Origin of the sequence: Streptomyces sp. HM190 (genome assembly GCF_009857135.1) — a bacterium.
Taxonomy (GTDB): domain Bacteria; phylum Actinomycetota; class Actinomycetes; order Streptomycetales; family Streptomycetaceae; genus Streptomyces; species Streptomyces heilongjiangensis.
The window spans coordinates 5,883,533-5,899,424 of record NZ_CP047318.1 but is presented as its reverse complement, the minus strand read 5'-3'; the positions used below and the strand labels follow the sequence as shown (position 1 = coordinate 5,899,424).

General features: G+C 69.3%; 16 protein-coding genes. 8 read left to right on the top strand and 8 right to left on the bottom strand.

Features of this window, described 5'->3' with window-relative positions:
* Positions 1 to 265 precede the first annotated feature (265 nt).
* Positions 266 to 1,516: an NAD(P)-dependent malic enzyme gene (locus tag GSY65_RS25325; RefSeq protein ID WP_159772944.1), complete on the bottom strand. Its 1,251-nt coding sequence runs from the start codon at positions 1,514 to 1,516 to the stop codon at positions 266 to 268.
* A 610-nt stretch (positions 1,517 to 2,126) separates the two neighbouring features.
* Here GSY65_RS25325 and GSY65_RS25320 point away from each other — a divergent pair.
* Genes GSY65_RS25320 through GSY65_RS25310 form a run of 3 tightly spaced genes read left to right on the top strand, consistent with a single transcriptional unit; the run spans position 2,127 to position 4,823 of the window.
* Positions 2,127 to 3,095: an ABC transporter substrate-binding protein gene (locus GSY65_RS25320; RefSeq protein WP_159772941.1), complete on the top strand. Its 969-nt coding sequence runs from the start codon at positions 2,127 to 2,129 to the stop codon at positions 3,093 to 3,095.
* A gap of 31 nt (positions 3,096 to 3,126) precedes the next feature.
* Positions 3,127 to 4,065, top strand: a complete 939-nt coding sequence (locus GSY65_RS25315) for an amino acid ABC transporter permease (protein ID WP_159772938.1) — start codon at positions 3,127 to 3,129, stop codon at positions 4,063 to 4,065.
* Positions 4,062 to 4,823 (top strand): amino acid ABC transporter ATP-binding protein, encoded by a 762-nt coding sequence (locus GSY65_RS25310; protein WP_159772935.1) that lies wholly within the window; start codon positions 4,062 to 4,064, stop codon positions 4,821 to 4,823. The genes GSY65_RS25315 and GSY65_RS25310 overlap by 4 nt, the downstream gene beginning before the upstream one ends.
* 94 nt (positions 4,824 to 4,917) lie before the next feature.
* Here the strand turns inward: GSY65_RS25310 and GSY65_RS25305 are convergent, their stop codons facing one another.
* A complete protein-coding gene (locus GSY65_RS25305) occupies positions 4,918 to 5,700 on the bottom strand; it encodes a class I SAM-dependent methyltransferase (RefSeq protein ID WP_159772932.1) in 783 nt (260 codons plus the stop codon).
* Between the two features lie 100 nt (positions 5,701 to 5,800).
* On the opposite strand from GSY65_RS25305, the gene GSY65_RS25300 reads away from it, so the two are divergent.
* Positions 5,801 to 6,430 (top strand): CGNR zinc finger domain-containing protein, encoded by a 630-nt coding sequence (locus tag GSY65_RS25300; RefSeq protein ID WP_159772929.1) that lies wholly within the window; start codon positions 5,801 to 5,803, stop codon positions 6,428 to 6,430.
* Here GSY65_RS25300 and sodX read toward each other — a convergent pair.
* Complete coding sequence (sodX, locus tag GSY65_RS25295) at positions 6,334 to 6,768, bottom strand: nickel-type superoxide dismutase maturation protease (protein ID WP_159772926.1); 435 nt, start codon at positions 6,766 to 6,768, stop codon at positions 6,334 to 6,336. The two genes, GSY65_RS25300 and sodX, sit on opposite strands and share 97 nt — an antisense overlap.
* A gap of 146 nt (positions 6,769 to 6,914) precedes the next feature.
* Here sodX and sodN point away from each other — a divergent pair, with 146 nt between their 5' ends.
* On the top strand, positions 6,915 to 7,310 hold the full coding sequence (gene sodN, locus GSY65_RS25290) for a superoxide dismutase, Ni (protein WP_020123534.1): 396 nt from the start codon (positions 6,915 to 6,917) through the stop codon (positions 7,308 to 7,310).
* 7 nt (positions 7,311 to 7,317) lie between these two features.
* Here sodN and GSY65_RS25285 read toward each other — a convergent pair whose 3' ends face one another.
* Both GSY65_RS25285 and GSY65_RS25280 read right to left on the bottom strand, forming a co-directional pair.
* The gene (locus GSY65_RS25285) at positions 7,318 to 8,472 is read right to left on the bottom strand and encodes a tyrosine-type recombinase/integrase (protein ID WP_159772923.1); all 1,155 of its coding nucleotides are present in this window, start codon (positions 8,470 to 8,472) and stop codon (positions 7,318 to 7,320) included.
* Between the two features lie 21 nt (positions 8,473 to 8,493).
* Positions 8,494 to 8,997: a helix-turn-helix transcriptional regulator gene (locus GSY65_RS25280; protein ID WP_159772921.1), complete on the bottom strand. Its 504-nt coding sequence runs from the start codon at positions 8,995 to 8,997 to the stop codon at positions 8,494 to 8,496.
* A gap of 120 nt (positions 8,998 to 9,117) precedes the next feature.
* Between GSY65_RS25280 and GSY65_RS25275 the strand changes: the two genes are divergently transcribed.
* Positions 9,118 to 9,312 carry a helix-turn-helix transcriptional regulator gene (locus tag GSY65_RS25275; RefSeq protein ID WP_061334472.1) on the top strand — a complete coding sequence of 65 codons (195 nt, stop codon included), beginning with the start codon at positions 9,118 to 9,120 and terminating at the stop codon, positions 9,310 to 9,312.
* A 954-nt stretch (positions 9,313 to 10,266) separates the two neighbouring features.
* Here GSY65_RS25275 and GSY65_RS34765 read toward each other — a convergent pair.
* Positions 10,267 to 10,671: a DUF2378 family protein gene (locus tag GSY65_RS34765; RefSeq protein WP_443043304.1), complete on the bottom strand. Its 405-nt coding sequence runs from the start codon at positions 10,669 to 10,671 to the stop codon at positions 10,267 to 10,269.
* Positions 10,672 to 11,377: 706 nt separating this feature from the next.
* On the opposite strand from GSY65_RS34765, the gene GSY65_RS25265 reads away from it, so the two are divergent.
* Both GSY65_RS25265 and GSY65_RS25260 read left to right on the top strand, forming a co-directional pair.
* Positions 11,378 to 11,983 (top strand): hypothetical protein, encoded by a 606-nt coding sequence (locus GSY65_RS25265; RefSeq protein WP_159772918.1) that lies wholly within the window; start codon positions 11,378 to 11,380, stop codon positions 11,981 to 11,983.
* Positions 11,973 to 13,664 carry a relaxase/mobilization nuclease domain-containing protein gene (locus tag GSY65_RS25260; protein WP_159772915.1) on the top strand — a complete coding sequence of 564 codons (1,692 nt, stop codon included), beginning with the start codon at positions 11,973 to 11,975 and terminating at the stop codon, positions 13,662 to 13,664. The genes GSY65_RS25265 and GSY65_RS25260 overlap by 11 nt, the downstream gene beginning before the upstream one ends.
* A gap of 12 nt (positions 13,665 to 13,676) precedes the next feature.
* Here the strand turns inward: GSY65_RS25260 and GSY65_RS25255 are convergent, their stop codons facing one another.
* The gene (locus GSY65_RS25255) at positions 13,677 to 14,495 is read right to left on the bottom strand and encodes a class I SAM-dependent methyltransferase (RefSeq protein WP_159772912.1); all 819 of its coding nucleotides are present in this window, start codon (positions 14,493 to 14,495) and stop codon (positions 13,677 to 13,679) included.
* On the bottom strand, positions 14,492 to 15,748 hold the full coding sequence (locus GSY65_RS25250; protein WP_236580041.1) for an XRE family transcriptional regulator: 1,257 nt from the start codon (positions 15,746 to 15,748) through the stop codon (positions 14,492 to 14,494). Before GSY65_RS25250 ends, GSY65_RS25255 begins: the two co-directional genes overlap by 4 nt.
* Positions 15,749 to 15,892: the final 144 nt, after the last annotated feature.

The window sequence follows — 15,892 nt, the reverse complement described above, 5'->3', positions numbered from 1 at the left end:
GCGAACCCCCGGGAGATCCGCGGGCTGGTGAGGGCTGGTCGCATGGTTCCCCGTGCCCCTGAACAGCGCGCGGGGCGGTACGGACGCGGCTCCGTCGCGTGGGCGCGCCCTTCGACCCGCACCCGCACCCGCACCCGCACCCGCCGACGAACCCGCACCCCGAGCCACCAGGTGCCCAAGTCCGCCCCGGCAATGGGGCGGCCCCGCCCCCCGCACACGATGCTGCACGCGGGGACGGGGCCGCCGGACTCACTCGGCACTCGCCTCAGCGGCGAGCGACTCCCTCCGCCCGCGCGGCCGCGGCCACGGCGGCCGTCACCGCGGGAGCGACCCGCTCGTCGAACGGGGACGGGATGACGTAGTCGGCGGCGAGGTCGTCGCCCACGACCGCGGCCAGCGCCTCCGCCGCCGCGATCTTCATCCCCTCGGTGATCCGCGACGCCCGCACCTGGAGCGCCCCGGCGAAGATGCCGGGGAAGGCGAGGACGTTGTTGATCTGGTTGGGGTAGTCGGAGCGCCCGGTCGCGACGACCGCCGCGTACTTGTGGGCCACGTCCGGGTGCACCTCGGGGTTGGGGTTGGCCATGGCGAAGACGAACGCGCCCTCGGCCATCGAGGCCACCGCCTCCTCCGCGACCGTACCGCCGGAGACGCCGATGAAGACGTCGGCGCCGGCGAGCGCGTCCTCCAGGGAGCCGGTGATCCCCGCCTTGTTGGTGAACCCGGCCACCTCGCGCTTGACGTCGGTGAGGTCCGCGCGGTCCGCGGAGATCACGCCCTTGCGGTCGGCCAGGGCGACGTCGCCGATGCCCGCCTCGATCAGCATCTTGGCGATGGCCACACCGGCCGCGCCGGCACCCGAGATGACCGCCCGCAGCTGACCGATCTCCCGCCCGCTGAGCCGCGCCGCGTTCCGCAGGGCCGCCAGCGTGACGACCGCCGTACCGTGCTGGTCGTCGTGGAAGACCGGGATGTCCAGACGCTCCTGGAGCCGCTTCTCGATCTCGAAGCAGCGGGGCGCCGAGATGTCCTCCAGGTTCACGCCGCCGAAGGAGGGGGCGAGCCGGACGACGGTCTCGACGATCTCGTCGACGCCCGTGCAGGCGAGCGCGATCGGCACCGCGTCGACCCCGCCGAACTGCTTGAACAGGATCGCCTTGCCCTCCATCACGGGCAGGGACGCCTCGGGGCCGATGTCGCCGAGGCCGAGGACCGCCGTACCGTCGGTCACGACGGCGACGACGGAGGACTTCCAGGTGTAGTCGTCGACCAGCTCGGGACGCTCGGCGATGGCGGTGCACACCCGCGCGACGCCCGGCGTGTAAGCGAGGGACAGGTCGTCCTTGTCACGGATCGGCACCGTGCTCTGCACGGCCATCTTGCCGCCGCGGTGCAGCGCGAAGGCGGGGTCGAAGGAGTCGGGGGCGCCGAGGGAACTGAGGGGCTCCCCGTTGCCTTCCTGGTCCGTACTGCCGTCGCCGCTGTCGGTGCGAGGATTGACGATCTCCGCTGCCACTTTTGTTTACCCCTTAAGTCTTCAAGGTTTGAGGGTGACCGCTCCCGGTTCGGGAGTGGGCGGGCACCGCGTAAGGCCCAGGCCAACCGGTACGTACGGCGACGCGTATGGGCTCAGACGCGACGGGCGCGCCGCACACGCGCCCTGGGCCCCGGATGAGGGGTGTAAGGAACCTTCTTACCGGACGGACGGTGCCGACGACGAGTTCAGACCCGTTCATACCGTGAAGGTCACAACTCGAAGGTCATTTGCGGCCCGATGGGGGCGCCATGACTCGTCGACGAATGACCGGACAAGTCCGATCAATCCCCGACAGGCCCCCTACAGCCAGGTGTACGGGGGTTCATGGCCGACCGCATCCTGAGATGCACCGAAGATCTTCCGGCCGGAAGAGAAAATCTCCGCACAAGATCCGGCGCGATCGCACGGTCTGCAGCGGTTCGTAGGCCATTCGGGGATCACCCGTTATCCGATTTTGACATAGCAGGTCATCTGAATGCACATACCCGAATGGCAAGATGCCGTAATCACACGAGGTCGCGACACTCGAGGGCGTGTGTCATCCGTCGACCCATCGGCAACTCCACCCATCCCGCCGGAGGAACCCACCATGACCGCAAGCACCACCAGTCGTACGACCGGCCTGCGCTCCCGGACAGCCGCGGTCGGCGCGATCGCGGTCGCGGGCGCTCTGCTGCTCACCGGCTGCGGTGACCAGACCAAGGACGACAAGGGCAACGGCTCGGGCAGCACCAAGGCCGGTTCGGCCCCGCTGGCCGACAAGCTTCCCTCGGAGATCCGCAGCAAGGGCGTCATCCGTGTCGGCTCGGACATCGCGTACGCGCCGGTGGAGTACAAGGACGACGCGGGCAAGGTCGTCGGCATCGACCCCGACATCGCCGCCGCGCTGGGCAAGCAGCTCGGCGTCGAGTTCAAGTTCGAGAACGGCACCTTCGACACCCTCATAGGCGGCCTGGCGGCCAAGCGGTACGACGTCGCCATGTCGGCCATGACCGACACCAAGGACCGCCAGGAGGGCGTCGACTCCGAGACCGGCAAGAAGGTCGGCGCCGGCGTGGACTTCGTCGACTACTTCACCGCCGGTGTCTCGCTGTACACCAACAAGGGCGACGACCAGGGCATCAAGACCTGGGACGACCTCTGCGGCAAGACGATCGCCGTGCAGCGCAACACGTTCTCGCACGACCTCGCCAAGGACCAGGCGAAGAAGTGCAAGGACGACGGCAAGGGCACCCTCAAGATCGAGGACTTCGCCACCAACCCCGAGGCCGAGACCCGTATGCGCGCCAAGGGCGCGGACGTCGTCTCCGCCGACTACCCGGTCGCCGCCTACTCGGTGAAGACCTCGGGCGGCGGCAAGTACTTCGAGATCGTCGGCGACCAGGTCGAGGCCGGCCCGTACGGCATCGCCGTCGCCAAGGACAACACCGAGCTGCGGGACGCGCTGCAGGCCGCGGTCCAGGCGATCATCGACAACGGCGAGTACGAGAAGATCATCAGCAAGTGGGGCGTCGAGGACGGCGCCGTCACCGAGGCCAAGGTCAACGGCGGCTCCTGATCCTCCGTCTCGGTACTGAAAGGCTCCACCCGTGACTGTTGACGTCAACAAGACGGACGGTCCCGCCGACACACCCCCCGCCGGCCCGGAGGCCATCAAGGCCATCCCGGTCCGGCACCCGGGGCGCTACGTGTCCGCGGCCATCGCGCTCGGCCTCCTCGGCTCGATCGTCTACGCCTTCGCGCAGGGCAACATCAACTGGGGCGCGGTCCCCGAGTACTTCTTCAACGACCGTGTCATCGAAGGCCTGCTGAACACGCTCCTGCTCACGGTCGTGTCCATGCTGATCGGCATCGTGGGCGGCATCCTGCTCGCGGTGATGCGCCTGTCGAAGAACCCGGTGACGTCGTCGATCGCCTGGTTCTACATCTGGTTCTTCCGTGGCACGCCGGTCCTGGTCCAGCTGTTCGTCTGGTTCAACCTGGGCATCGTCTTCACGTACATCAACCTCGGACCGATCTACAAGGACTACTGGTCGGTCTTCATGACGCCGCTGCTGACGGCGCTGCTCGGCCTCGGCCTCAACGAGGCCGCGTACATGGCGGAGATCTGCCGTGCCGGTCTGCTGTCGGTCGACGAGGGCCAGACGGAGGCGTCGCACGCCCTCGGCATGAGCCACGCGAAGACGCTGCGCCGGATCGTCATCCCGCAGGCGATGCGCGTGATCGTGCCGCCCACGGGCAACGAGGTCATCAACATGCTCAAGACGACCTCGCTGGTCTCGGCGGTGGGGTACATGGATCTGTTCAAGGTGGCCCAGGACATCGGGCAGCGGGCCGGTTCCGTCGTGGAGATGTTCTTCCTGGCCTCCGCCTGGTACCTGATCCTGACCAGCGTCTTCAGCGTCGGCCAGTACTACCTGGAGCGGTACTACGCGAAGGGCTCGACCCGGTCCCTTCCGCCGACGCCGGTCCAGCGCTTCAAGGCGGCCGTGCTGCCCGCGCGCCGCCCGAAGGGAGTCTCGGCATGACCGCCATGGTGAAGGCCGAGGGCATCCACAAGTCCTTCGGCGCCGTGCAGGTCCTCAAGGGCATCGATCTGGAGGTGCAGACGGGCGAGGTGTTCTGCCTCATCGGCCCGTCCGGCTCCGGCAAGTCGACGTTCCTGAGGTGCATCAACCACCTCGAGAAGATCAACGCCGGCCGGCTGTACGTCGACGGCGAGCTGGTCGGCTACCGCCAGAAGGGCGACAAGCTGTACGAGCTCAAGGACAGCGAGGTCGCGCTGAAGCGCCGGGACATCGGCATGGTGTTCCAGCGGTTCAACCTGTTCCCGCACATGACCGCCGCCGAGAACGTCATGGAGGCGCCGGTCCAGGTCAAGGGCGTCAGCAGGGCCCAGGCCCGCGAGCGGGCCCGGGAACTGCTGGAGAAGGTCGGCCTCGGCGACAAGGCCGGCAACTACCCCTCGCAGCTCTCCGGCGGCCAGCAGCAGCGCGTGGCGATCGCCCGGGCGCTGGCGATGGAGCCGAAGCTGATGCTGTTCGACGAGCCGACCTCGGCGCTCGACCCGGAGCTGGTCGGTGACGTCCTCGACGTCATGCGCGACCTCGCCGAGTCCGGCATGACCATGGTCGTCGTCACCCACGAGATGGGCTTCGCCCGCGAGGTCGGCGACAGCCTGGTCTTCATGGACGGCGGTGTGGTGGTCGAGTCCGGCAACCCGCGTGACGTGCTCACGAACCCGCAGGAGGAGCGCACCCAGTCGTTCCTGTCCAAGGTGCTGTAGCACGGAGCGGACCGCGCCGGAGACAGTCGCGGGGAAGGGGCGGTACGGGGTCTGCCGTACCGCCCCTTCCCCGTGCGTGGGGCCGACCCGGGGGCTACTTCACGGCGAGCAGCAGGGTGTCGGAGGGCGAGCACCACACGGGGCGGGCCTCCGCGAAGCCCTTCTCGCGCAGGACGCGGGCGTGCCAGGCAGGGGAGGGCATGTCGCCGTCGGCGTGCTCGCCGTAGATCTCGAAGCGGCGGGCCGTCGGCGCGGCGAGGACCGGGTCCTGGGCGGCGAGCTGCCACCATTCGGCCCAGTCGACGGCGCCGTTCGCCTTGGCTTGTTCCATACCCGCGTGGCGGTGGGCGCGCTCCGCCGCGTTGATCCGGGGAGTGGTCTCGTCGACCATGTGGTCCGCGTTCATGAAGACTCCGCCGTCGCGGACCAGCTCCGCGACCTGACCGTAGAGGGCGGCGAGGGGTTCGCTGTGCAGCCAGTGCAGGGCTGTGGCCGTCAGCACGGCGTCGTACGAGTCGTACGGCAGTTGGGTGGGCCAGTCGGGGTCGGCGAGGTCGGCGGTGACGAAGGTGACGCGGCGGTCGCCCTCGAAGGTGCCCTCGGCGATGGTGAGCAGCGCGGGGTCGAGGTCGACGCCGGTGCTGACGGCCTTCGGGAACCGCGCGAACAGTCTGGACGTGATGGATCCCGTACCGCAGGCGAGGTCGAGGACGCGGGGTTCGGGGCCGACCAGGGCCTCGACCATGTCGAGCATGACCCGGAACCGCTCCTCGCGGTCGGGCATGTACCACTCCTGCTGCCGGTCCCAGCTGCGCTGCCAGCCCTGCCAGTCGGTGCCGTACGAGGTTCCGCTTCCGGTGCCGGTGGTCGTCGTCATGGGAGCCCCTTCTCGCGGTACGTCGTAATACCCTGAAAGCACGATCAGTTGTTACCTGACCTGCACCACGACGATAGAGTGCCCCCCGTAAGGACTACAAGTGGAACTGGCCTATTACTCGGATTACGCCGTGCGCCTCGTGAACAGCGAGGAACCGCTCCGGGGCAAGGACACGCTCACCTCGGTGGAGGCCGTCCGCGACCTCTTCGGGGTCAACCAGTCGGCGGCCAGGCGGGCGACGGACGCCGACGTCACCCGGTTCCGGTCGGTGCGGGCGCGGCTGCGCTCGGTCTTCGAGGCGGCGGACGGCGGCGACGAGACGCTCGCCGTGGACCTGTTGAACTCGCTGCTGCTGGAGTTCCCCGTGAGTCCGCAGATCTCCGGCCATGACTTCCGGGACGACGACGGCCGCCCGCTGTGGCACATGCACCTGGCGGACCATCCCTCGAACGCGACGGCCGGCTACGCCGCCATCGCCGCGATGGGGCTCGCCTTCCACCTCACCGAGTACGGCGTGGACCGGCTCGGGCTGTGCGAGGCGGCGCCGTGCCGCAACGCCTACCTCGACACCTCCACCAACCGTTCCCGGCGCTACTGCTCCGACCGCTGCGCGACCCGCGCCAACGTGGCGGCCTACCGCGCCCGCAAACGCCTGGAGGCGGACCGGTCGCAGAACACCGGCCGGGCCGCCGAGAACGCCCAGCGGGCCACCGCGAACGGCGAGCGCTGACCGCCGGGCCGGGGCCGGTAGCGGAACCGGACCTTGCCGAGCACGAGTTCGTCGGGGACGGTCCCGTAGTCCGTGCTGTCCCCGCCGGCGTACGCGTTGTCCCCGAGGACCCACCAGCCGCCGTCGCGCCGCTCGGCGACCCGCTTGACGACGAGGAGGTCCTGCTGGAAGGGGTGGCGCAGCACCACCACGTCACCGATCCTCAGCCGCGCCCCGTAGTGGACGAGCAGCAGGTCACCGTGGTGCAGCGTCGGCACCATCGACGGTCCCGTCACCTCGGCCACCCCCAAGGGCAGAACGGCCCTCGCCCGCTCGCTCTCCTGCGCCGGCTCCGGCATCCCTCGGCACCTCCCCGGTTCGATCCTCCACCAGTCCCAGTCTGACCCCGGACTTTTGTCCTAAGCCCATGGGGGCACTCGCGAAAACCTCTCTCGCAGGGAGTAATGTCCCACCTGAGAAGACGATCACGAGGAAGGAATGCTCCATGCTTTCCCGCCTGTTTGCCCCCAAGGTCAAGGTCAGCGCGCACTGCGACCTGCCCTGCGGCGTGTACGACCCGGCCCAGGCCCGCATCGAGGCGGAGTCGGTGAAGGCCGTGCAGGAGAAGATGGCCGCCAACGACGACCCGCACTTCCAGGCTCGCGCGACCGTCATCAAGGAGCAGCGCGCCGAGCTCGCCAAGCACCATGTGTCGGTCCTGTGGAGCGACTACTTCAAGCCCCCGCACTTCGAGAAGTACCCGGAGCTGCACCAGCTGGTCAACGACGCCCTGAAGGCCCTCTCGGCCGCCAAGGCCTCCACCGACCCGGCGACGGGCCAGAAGGCGCTCGACTACATCGCCCAGATCGACAAGATCTTCTGGGAGACCAAGAAGGCTTGATCTTTGATCACGCCATGTGACCTGCGATTTCCTTGGTCGCCAGGTCAACCGGTCCGCACCCGGTCCGCATGCCGCCGAGCACGGCGTCCATGACGGTCCGGGTGCGGTCTTCTTCGCCCGGCCACAGGTGTGCGTAGATCCGCAGCGTGATGACGGCGGACGCGTGGCCGAGGACCAGCTGGACCTGCTTGACGCTCGCTCCGCCGGCGATGAGGGCGGAGGCGTAGAAGTGGCGCAGGTCGTGGGTCACCATGTGCGGGAGTTCGACAGGCTTACGGCCCTCGCGCTCGGCCGCCTCGTTCTCCGCTGCTTGGAGCGTCCTGCGGGCGCAGTTCCACTCCGTCTTCCAGCGGCGGTAGTTGAGCGGCTCTCCTTCCTCCATCGTGAACAGCCACTCCTTGGAGGGGCGTGCGGCAAGGTGCGCGAGGAGGGCGTCGGTGACCACCTCGCCGACCGGGACGGTGCGTCGGGACTTGGCGGTCTTCGGTGGGCCGATCTTCCCGGACTGGAGGCGCTGTCGCTCGACGCGGATCGTGCCGGCCTTGAAGTCGACATCCGAGACCTTGAGGCCGAGCAACTCGCCTATTCGCAAGCCTGATCCGGCGAGCGTGACGATCGCCGCGCGGATGTACGGCGGCATCACGCGGGCCATGGCCTCGACCTGCGCGACCGTGGGCGGGGTGACCTCCTCGTCCTGCATGGGCGGAAGGGTGATCCGGCGGCAGGGGCTGGACGCGATGACCTTGTCCTCCACGGCCGCTGTCATGAGGCGTACGAGGACGTCGTAGACGTTTCGCACACTGCCGGGGCCGAGCAGCTCGGACAGGCTCTTAAAGAGCACCTGGAGGTCGTTGCGGCGTATCGCCGCCATCGCGCGGGAGCCGAGCGCCGGGACGAGGTGGAGCCGGAGCGCGTTGTCGGTGATCCGCTCGCCCGCCTCGCTTGCGATGAGCGACTCCTCCCACTTCTTCGCGTACTTCTCGAACGTGATTCGTCCGGCCTGCGGGTCGACGTACTGGCCGGTCACGATGCTGGCCGTGACCTCGTCGATCCAGCGCTGGGCGTCGAGTTTGCGGTCGAAGTGGCGGGCGTGCTCCTTGCCGTCGAGGTCGCGGTAGCGGGCCCGCCATTTGCCATTGGGGCGCTTCTGAATGTTCGCCAAGTGGCTTCTCCCTTGGGTTGGTTATCGGTGGTAGCCGCCGCCCTCGATGTGCTCGGTGAGGGTGCGGGCGTCGCGCTCATCACCCATGAGGCGAAGGCACTGCTCATGGATGGCCCGTGAGCTGTCGGGGTGGGCCTGGATGTACTCGGCGATGCCGACTACGGCGTGGTGCAGGTGATCCTCAGCGTCGCGTGTCTCGTAGTACGCCTCGACGGCTTCCTGGACGAGCCGTCTGCTATCGAGGTCCAGCCCTTCCAACGGCGGAGACATCAGCTCTTCGAGGGGCAGTTCGAAGACGCGGGCGAAGGCGAGGGCTTCGTCGACGTTGATACGTCGGCGTGGGGTGCCGTTCTCGATGCGCCAGACCGCGGTCTGGTTCATCTTGACGCCGGCCTTGGACACCCGATCTGCCAACTCGGTCGTGCTCCACCCCCTGACCTCGCGCTCCAGCGCCACCCGCGCGGCGATGTTGCCTTCGCTGTAGAGCAGCGGCACCTCACCGCCGTCGACCTTGTCGCCTGTCATCGGACCTCCATCACGACCATCACTTTCCCAATTGAAACATACGCTTGCCGATTTGGTTAACCGGCGATCGTCGAGTACAAATTATGCAGACCGGATTGCTAGCTAGTCGATTGGGAATGCATGCGATACCTGACCACCGCCGAGGTCGCCGAGCGCTACCGCACAGCGGAGAGCACCGTCCGCTACTGGCGCCAGATCGAGAAGGGCCCGCGCGGCATCAAGATCGGCAAGCGGGTGCTGTACCCCGAGGCCGAGCTGCTGCGCTACGAGCGGACTCTCATCGAAGGCCGAGACGAGTGGGGTCTGGCCTCCTGAGCCGTCGGAGGCTCCGGATACAGCAACGGCCCTCGGCGCGCCAACGCCAAGGGCCGGAGATTCCTCTGCCGATCACCCATCCCTGAACGAACGAGTTGGTGAGGGGCGGGACCTTGCCCGTCCTACCCCTCACCGGAGAGGAACGTCTATGGAGGACTTTATGTCCCCCACCACGACGAACACATCCCCCGCTGCCTGGCCCACGACAGCGGTCCCTGGCGGTGGCACCCCCTGGCGCCTCCGGGACCAGGACTCCGCTGATGCGGTGTCGGGGGACCGTCCCCGCGACGCACCCGGTCCTCTGTCACCGCAAGTCGCGGTCCCCGTATCCACATCTGCTGGAAACGTGCAGGCCAGCAGCGTGACAACGGGGACCGGTCCCCGAGACACGGGAGTTACACCAGGGGACCGCAATGGGGACCGGGGCGTCGGTCCTCGTCTCTCACCGGGGACCGACAATCCCGTGGAGGCCGAACAGCACGAGATCGCACCCGTCGATGGCAAGGTAGGCAACGGAGTCCATGAAGGCGCGCGGGCGCAGGTAACCGCTGACGGGGTCGCGCTGCTGGACGAATTGCTGGCAGCGATCGGCAAGTACGTGGTGCTGCCCAGCGAGGAGGCTCTGACCGCGGTCACCCTGTGGGTGGCGGCCACGCACATCCAGACGGCTCTACAACACGCGCCGCGTCTGGCGGTGGTGAGCCCGACGAAGGGGTGCGGCAAGTCCCGGGTTCTGGACGTGCTCCACGAGACCGTGCACCAGCCGATGATGACGGTGAACACCTCCCCGGCGGTCATCTTCCGGATCATCGGCAAGAACCCGCCCACCATGTTGGTGGACGAGGCGGACACCATCTTCGGCCCCAAGGCGAGCGGTGACAGTGAGATCCTGCGCGGCCTGCTGAATGCCGGCCACCAGCGCAACCGGCCCGCCTGGCGGATCTCAGGTCCGGATCACAAACCGACCCCGTTCCCCACCTTCGCCATGGCCGCCATCGCGGGGATCGGCGACCTGCCGGACACGGTCATGGACCGGGCGGTCGTTCTGCGGATGCAGAAGCGCAAGCCGGGCGAAAGGGTCACCCCTTTCCGCTCCCGGTATTCGGTGCCAGAACTCAACGCGCTACGTGACCGGCTGACCGCATGGCTGGGTCCGCTGCGCGGGCAGGCAGCCCGCATGGTGCCGCACATGCCGGTGGAGGACCGGGCCGCAGACACCTGGGAGCCGCTGGTCATCATCGCCGACCTGGCCGGCGGCCAGTGGCCCGCCCAGGCTCGTGCCGCCTGCCTGGCCATAACCCGCCACGAGGCGGCCCAGGACGAGCAGAGCAGCCTGAAGACGCGGCTCCTGCGCGACATCCACCGCATCTTCGCGCAGGCGGAGAACCCCGAGGCCCTGTCCACCCAGGATCTGGTCGCCGCGCTGCTCCAGGATGCCGAGGCCCCGTGGGCGGAGCACGGCACCAAAGGGCTGAACGCCTACCACCTGAGCAACCTGCTGCGGGACTTCAACATCAGCCCGGCCAACTACCGGTTCGACAAGGGCAGGCAGGCCAAGGCGTACATGCGTAACCGCTTCCTGGACGCCTGGGCCCGCAACTGCCCCGACCTCGTCGAGGCGGCACCCGAGCCCGAACGCGGCGCTGCCCCTGCCCGCATGGCCCAGAGCAGGCCGCCCGCCGCCCCGGCGGGGACGCTGCCTGTCGGCCCGCCTGGTGGCCCCGCCGGGCTCAAGCGCGCCCTCTGATCCCACCGGGGTCCGTATCACTGCGTCGCATCCGTCCCCGCGCAGGTCAGCGCGGGGACGGACTCTCTCGCCGGGACGGAGTTCTCCGTACCTGCCCGCGTGTCCGTACCTGTGCTGACCAGGCATGCGACGGATGCGACGGACGTGACACAGCCCCATCCCTCGCTGCACCGGAGCACCAACATGGACACTGCGAACGACACGAACCCCTCTTCTCCCCGCCGCTGGGGTTGGTTCAACCGGGACCGACGAACAGCAGCAAGCTGGAGCGAACGAGCCCCTAACGGGGCTTCGTCCGCGCTTGCCTCCGCCCCTGGGGTGGCGGAGGGAAAGGGGGCCGGGCGCCAGCGGGCGCCCGAGCCTGAGGAGGGGGTGAACGACCCCCGCACCGCGTCTGCCGCCGACAGCGCCGAGCAGCCCGTCACCGACTCCGTCACGCCACATGCCGAGCCGTCTGCCCGTCAACCGCCCGCCGCCGTCGAGCAGCCCTCGTGGCGTGAGTCCGACGCCCCGGCACTGCCCGCGCGGATGAACCGCAAGCGCACCACCGAGAAGCGTGACCAGGAGAAGAAGATCCGCTTCACCCCGACCGCGGTCCGCCTCATCGATGCCGAGGCCAGGCGGCGCCACCAGAAGTTCGCCAGCTTCGTCGGCGACGCCGCCCTCGCCGTCGCGCTCGACAAGGCGGGCATGGTCGGCAGCCCGGAGGACGACCCCATCCGCCCGCTGGTGGAAGCCATCGAAGCGCACACCAAAGCGCTGAATCGGATCGGCACCAACCTCAACCAGGTCGCGGCAGCCATCCATTCCGGCGCGATACCCGAGCGCGCCGAGGCTGTCCTCGAACGCATTGAGCAGGCCGCCCAGGCCAGTTACGCACTGATGGACCGGCTCCTGGCGGAAGGGGTTGGTCATGGTTCCTGACGTCTCCACCGGCGCCAGCACGCTCGGCCTGATCAACTACCTCTTCGGCAAGGGGCGACGCGACGAACACACCGACCCCCACATCGTGGCCGCCTGGGACTTGGCCGGCGCCCCCGACCCCGGCCGCGACCCCTCCGCCACCTACACCCAGCTCGCCCGACGCCTGGACCATCACGTCGACCTGCGCACCCGGGAACTCGGCGGAAAGCAGCCACCGCAGCATGTGTGGCACTGCCCGGTGCGCACCGCGCCCGGCGACCGCTACCTCACCGACGCTGAGTGGGCCGAGGTTGCCCGCCGCGTCGTAGCCGCCACGGGCATCGCCCCCGAGGGAGACGACAAGGCGTGCCGCTGGATCGCGGTCCGGCACGCCGACGACCACATCCACATCATGGCCACCAGCGTCCGAGCCGACGGCCGCCGCCCCCGTACGAACCGGGACGGCTGGCGGGCACAGCGCGAATGCCGAAAGATCGAGGCCGAGTTCGGACTGCGCCGCCTGAAGTCCGGCGACCTCACCGCCCCGCGTACCCCGACCGGCGCCGAGCGGGCGAAGGCGGAACGCCAGGGCCGGGATGAGACCGCGCGGGAGTGGCTGCGCGAGCAGGCGTACGCGGTCGCCGCCGCCGTACGCAGCATCGACGAGTACTTCACCGTGCTGCGCTCCCTCGGCATCCAGGTCAGGCCGCGCATAGGCCCCGAGACCGGCGAGGTGACCGGCTACAGCCTGGCCGCTCCCAGCGACACCACCCAAGGTGAGCCGGTCTGGTACGGCGGCTCACGGCTCGCTCCCGACCTGTCCTACAACCGCCTCTGCGAACGCCTTCCCACCCAGGATCTGGCCGACCGCCCCGAGCAGGCGGTAGACCCAGCCGAACCGTGGCACCGCGCCGAGACCGCCGTCCGCGACGCCCACACCGCCCTCGACTCGGGCGACGACGCCGCGGCCCAGGGACATCTGGATGCCTTCGGCGACGCCCTCCACAACCTGGCCCTCACCGCCAACGGCGGGCACCGAGCCGAACTGCAAGCCGCGGCAAGGGCGTTCAACCGTGCCCGCCGCTCGGCGATCCGAGCCGATCACCAGGCCGCCACCGCCCTACGGGAAGCCGCCAAGGAACTCGCCTACGCCACGCACGATCCGGGCGGACTCGCCATCGCCCTGATCTTCGCCGCTCTCCACGTGGCGCGCGCGGCCGCCAAGTGGCATGAGCAGCGCGGCCACGAGCAGCAGGCCGCAGCGGCCGAAGAAGCCTTCCGCCATCTGCAGGCCGGTTACCAGCAGGCCGCCCAGCCGGTCTTGGCGGATCTCGCCCGTCGCGCACCGCGCGCCACAACCGCCAGCCGCTTCGAGCAGGATCTGCGTGCAGTCCTCCCCGACCACGCCGACCGCGTCCTCGCCGATCCCGCCTGGCCGGCCCTGACCACGACCCTCGCCCGCGCCGAGACCGCCGGCCACAACCCCCGACGGCTCTTGGCCGAAGTCGCCGCGCGGCGAGAACTCGACACCGCCGATCGCCCCGCCGAGGTCCTCAATTGGCGCATCGCCGTGCAGCCGAACAGGCGTGCTCAGGCGGCTCGCAGGCTGAGCACCCGCATGACCGAACCCGTGACGCCCACACCACAGACCACGCCCACGCCGGTGAGCGAACGGCTTACGCAACGCGGCCCACGGCGATAGCCAAGTCGGCTGTCAGCGACGGCAGACGAGGATGCCGCCCAGGCACGTGACCTCGAAGGCCCCATGCCGGGCAATGTGATCGACGAGGATCTCGCGGGCCCGCTCGATCGTGGCCTCGAAAGGCACGTCGTGCTGGTCCGCCCAAGCCCGGTAAGAGGCCATGTGCGCGATGACCGGCTCGGGGTCCTGGACCGTGATGATGCCGGGCAGTTCGATCGTCTCCACGCGGCCGAACTCCTCGCCCAGGAAGGCCGGGGCCTTCTGCAGAGAAAAGCGGGCGCTGAGCGAGATGCGGGCCGGGCCGCGTCCGGTACCGAGGACGTCGCCCGCCGCCCGCTGCCACAAGTCGTCGAGTTCGGCCTTGTCCCGGTCGCTGTTGGTGGAGACGATCACCGCCCCGTCACGAGCCACGACGCGGGACAACTCCCTGACCGCCTGCGGGATGCCCGGGACGTGGTACAGCATGTGCAGCGCCAGGGCCGCGTCGACGCTCGCCGTGGCCAACGGCAGGCGGGTGGCATCCGCCACGGCGACCGGGCCGGGCACGCTGGCGAGGATGCCGGGGGCGATGTCCAGTCCGAGCAGGGCCAGCTCGGGCCGATCGTGACGAAGCCGCTGGATGAATTTACCGTTGCCGCAGCCGATATCGACCACACGCCCGCGTACGCCGCTCAGCTGTTCGGCGACGATGCCAGGCAGGTCGTATCGGGGTACCTGCCACTGGTAGAGCGACTGGCGGGCAGCCAGGTCCCGGTCGCCGTTATAGGCGCTTCCGGCAAGGCGGCTCCGGTCGGTGACAGCGGCGTCGTGTGCGGCAGACCGTTCGGTCACGTCGGCAGCTCCGGTGGGTGGGCGGCGGGTGAGGCCGCGAGGACGGCCGTGTGCTGGAGTCGTTCGCTTAGGTGCGCGGCGTGCGCGGCTCCACCGTACTGCGGCCCTCCCAGCTCCCGGCCCAGAGCGGTGAGCCGACGCACGATGCTGGCCGACATGCGCTCGGGCGGGGAGTCGAGGACGAATCCGAGCATCGCTTCGGTGCCGTCCAGGTCGCCCAGGAGCAGGTGACCGCGGGCAAGATCGACATGGGCGGCGAGCAGGTCGCCGACCGACTGATCATCGTCCTCGGCACTGCGGTAGAGCCTGATCGCACTGTCCGCGCTGACGATGGCCTGCTGGACATGCTCCCTCCCGCCCACGGCCAAGTGGCTCGTGCCCGCGTACGCGAACTGCTTGGCGGCCGGGAAGGCGAAGATGCCCGGCACCTCGTCATGGCCGGGCATCGCCTCGCGGGAGCGCTCGGCATCCGCGAGGGCGGCCACCGCGCCCACCCGGTCTCCGGCTATGGCCAGCGCACGCGCCTCCAGGCTCGCCAACCGGGCTCCGATGCTGCCGGGAGCCCGGTGGTGGCGGCCGGCCTGCGCCAGCCTCGCCGCCTGCTCGTACCGCCCGGTCCAGTAGGCGATCAGGGACTCCACGGCCCGTACCCAGGCCAGCATCCCCTCGTGCCCGGCTGCCTCTGCACACGCCCGAGCGGTACGAGCGTGAGTGGCAGCGGAGTCGTAGTCGCCCAGGTCCAAGCAGACGTGCGCGGACAGCCCGCACAACCGTGAGGCCGCGACGTACAGGTCAGCAGTCTGCCGGGGATGCTGGCGCCCGCGCAGTAGCTCGAACGCCCCGTCCCGCAGCCGCTTGATCTCGATGTACAGCTCCATCAGCGGATGGCTGACGTAGGCGCGAGCGAGCCGAGCGACATCGGCCTCCAACTGCTCGACGACGAACTCATCTGCGTTGCGCTGCGCGATGAACCGGGCGAAGTCCGCCGACATCGCCGCGTCCGCCGCCGACATAGCGCCTGATCGCGAAGGCACCACAGTCCGCGCCGGAACGGTCTCCGCAGCCTTGTCTCCACCATGGCGGCCCTTGCTGACCGCCACAGCACGGTCGAGCACTCCGATGTCGACGCCGAACACCTGCGCCAGATACCTGCGGGTGTATGGGACCGGGATGCGCGCCTCGCGCTCGTAACGCCCAATCTCCTTACCGGTCTTGGCGGCCCGCCCCTCCAGGGCGTTGTATTCGTCGGCCACCCGCTGCTGGGTCCAACCACGCCCAGTGCGCAGCCGGATGAGCAATGCGCCAATCCCCGTGTCGCCCATCCCATCTCCCAGGAGCATGCGAACTCTGGCCCCCATAGTGGCCCCCCGCATGGCCCCCACGCTGGCTCCCGACCC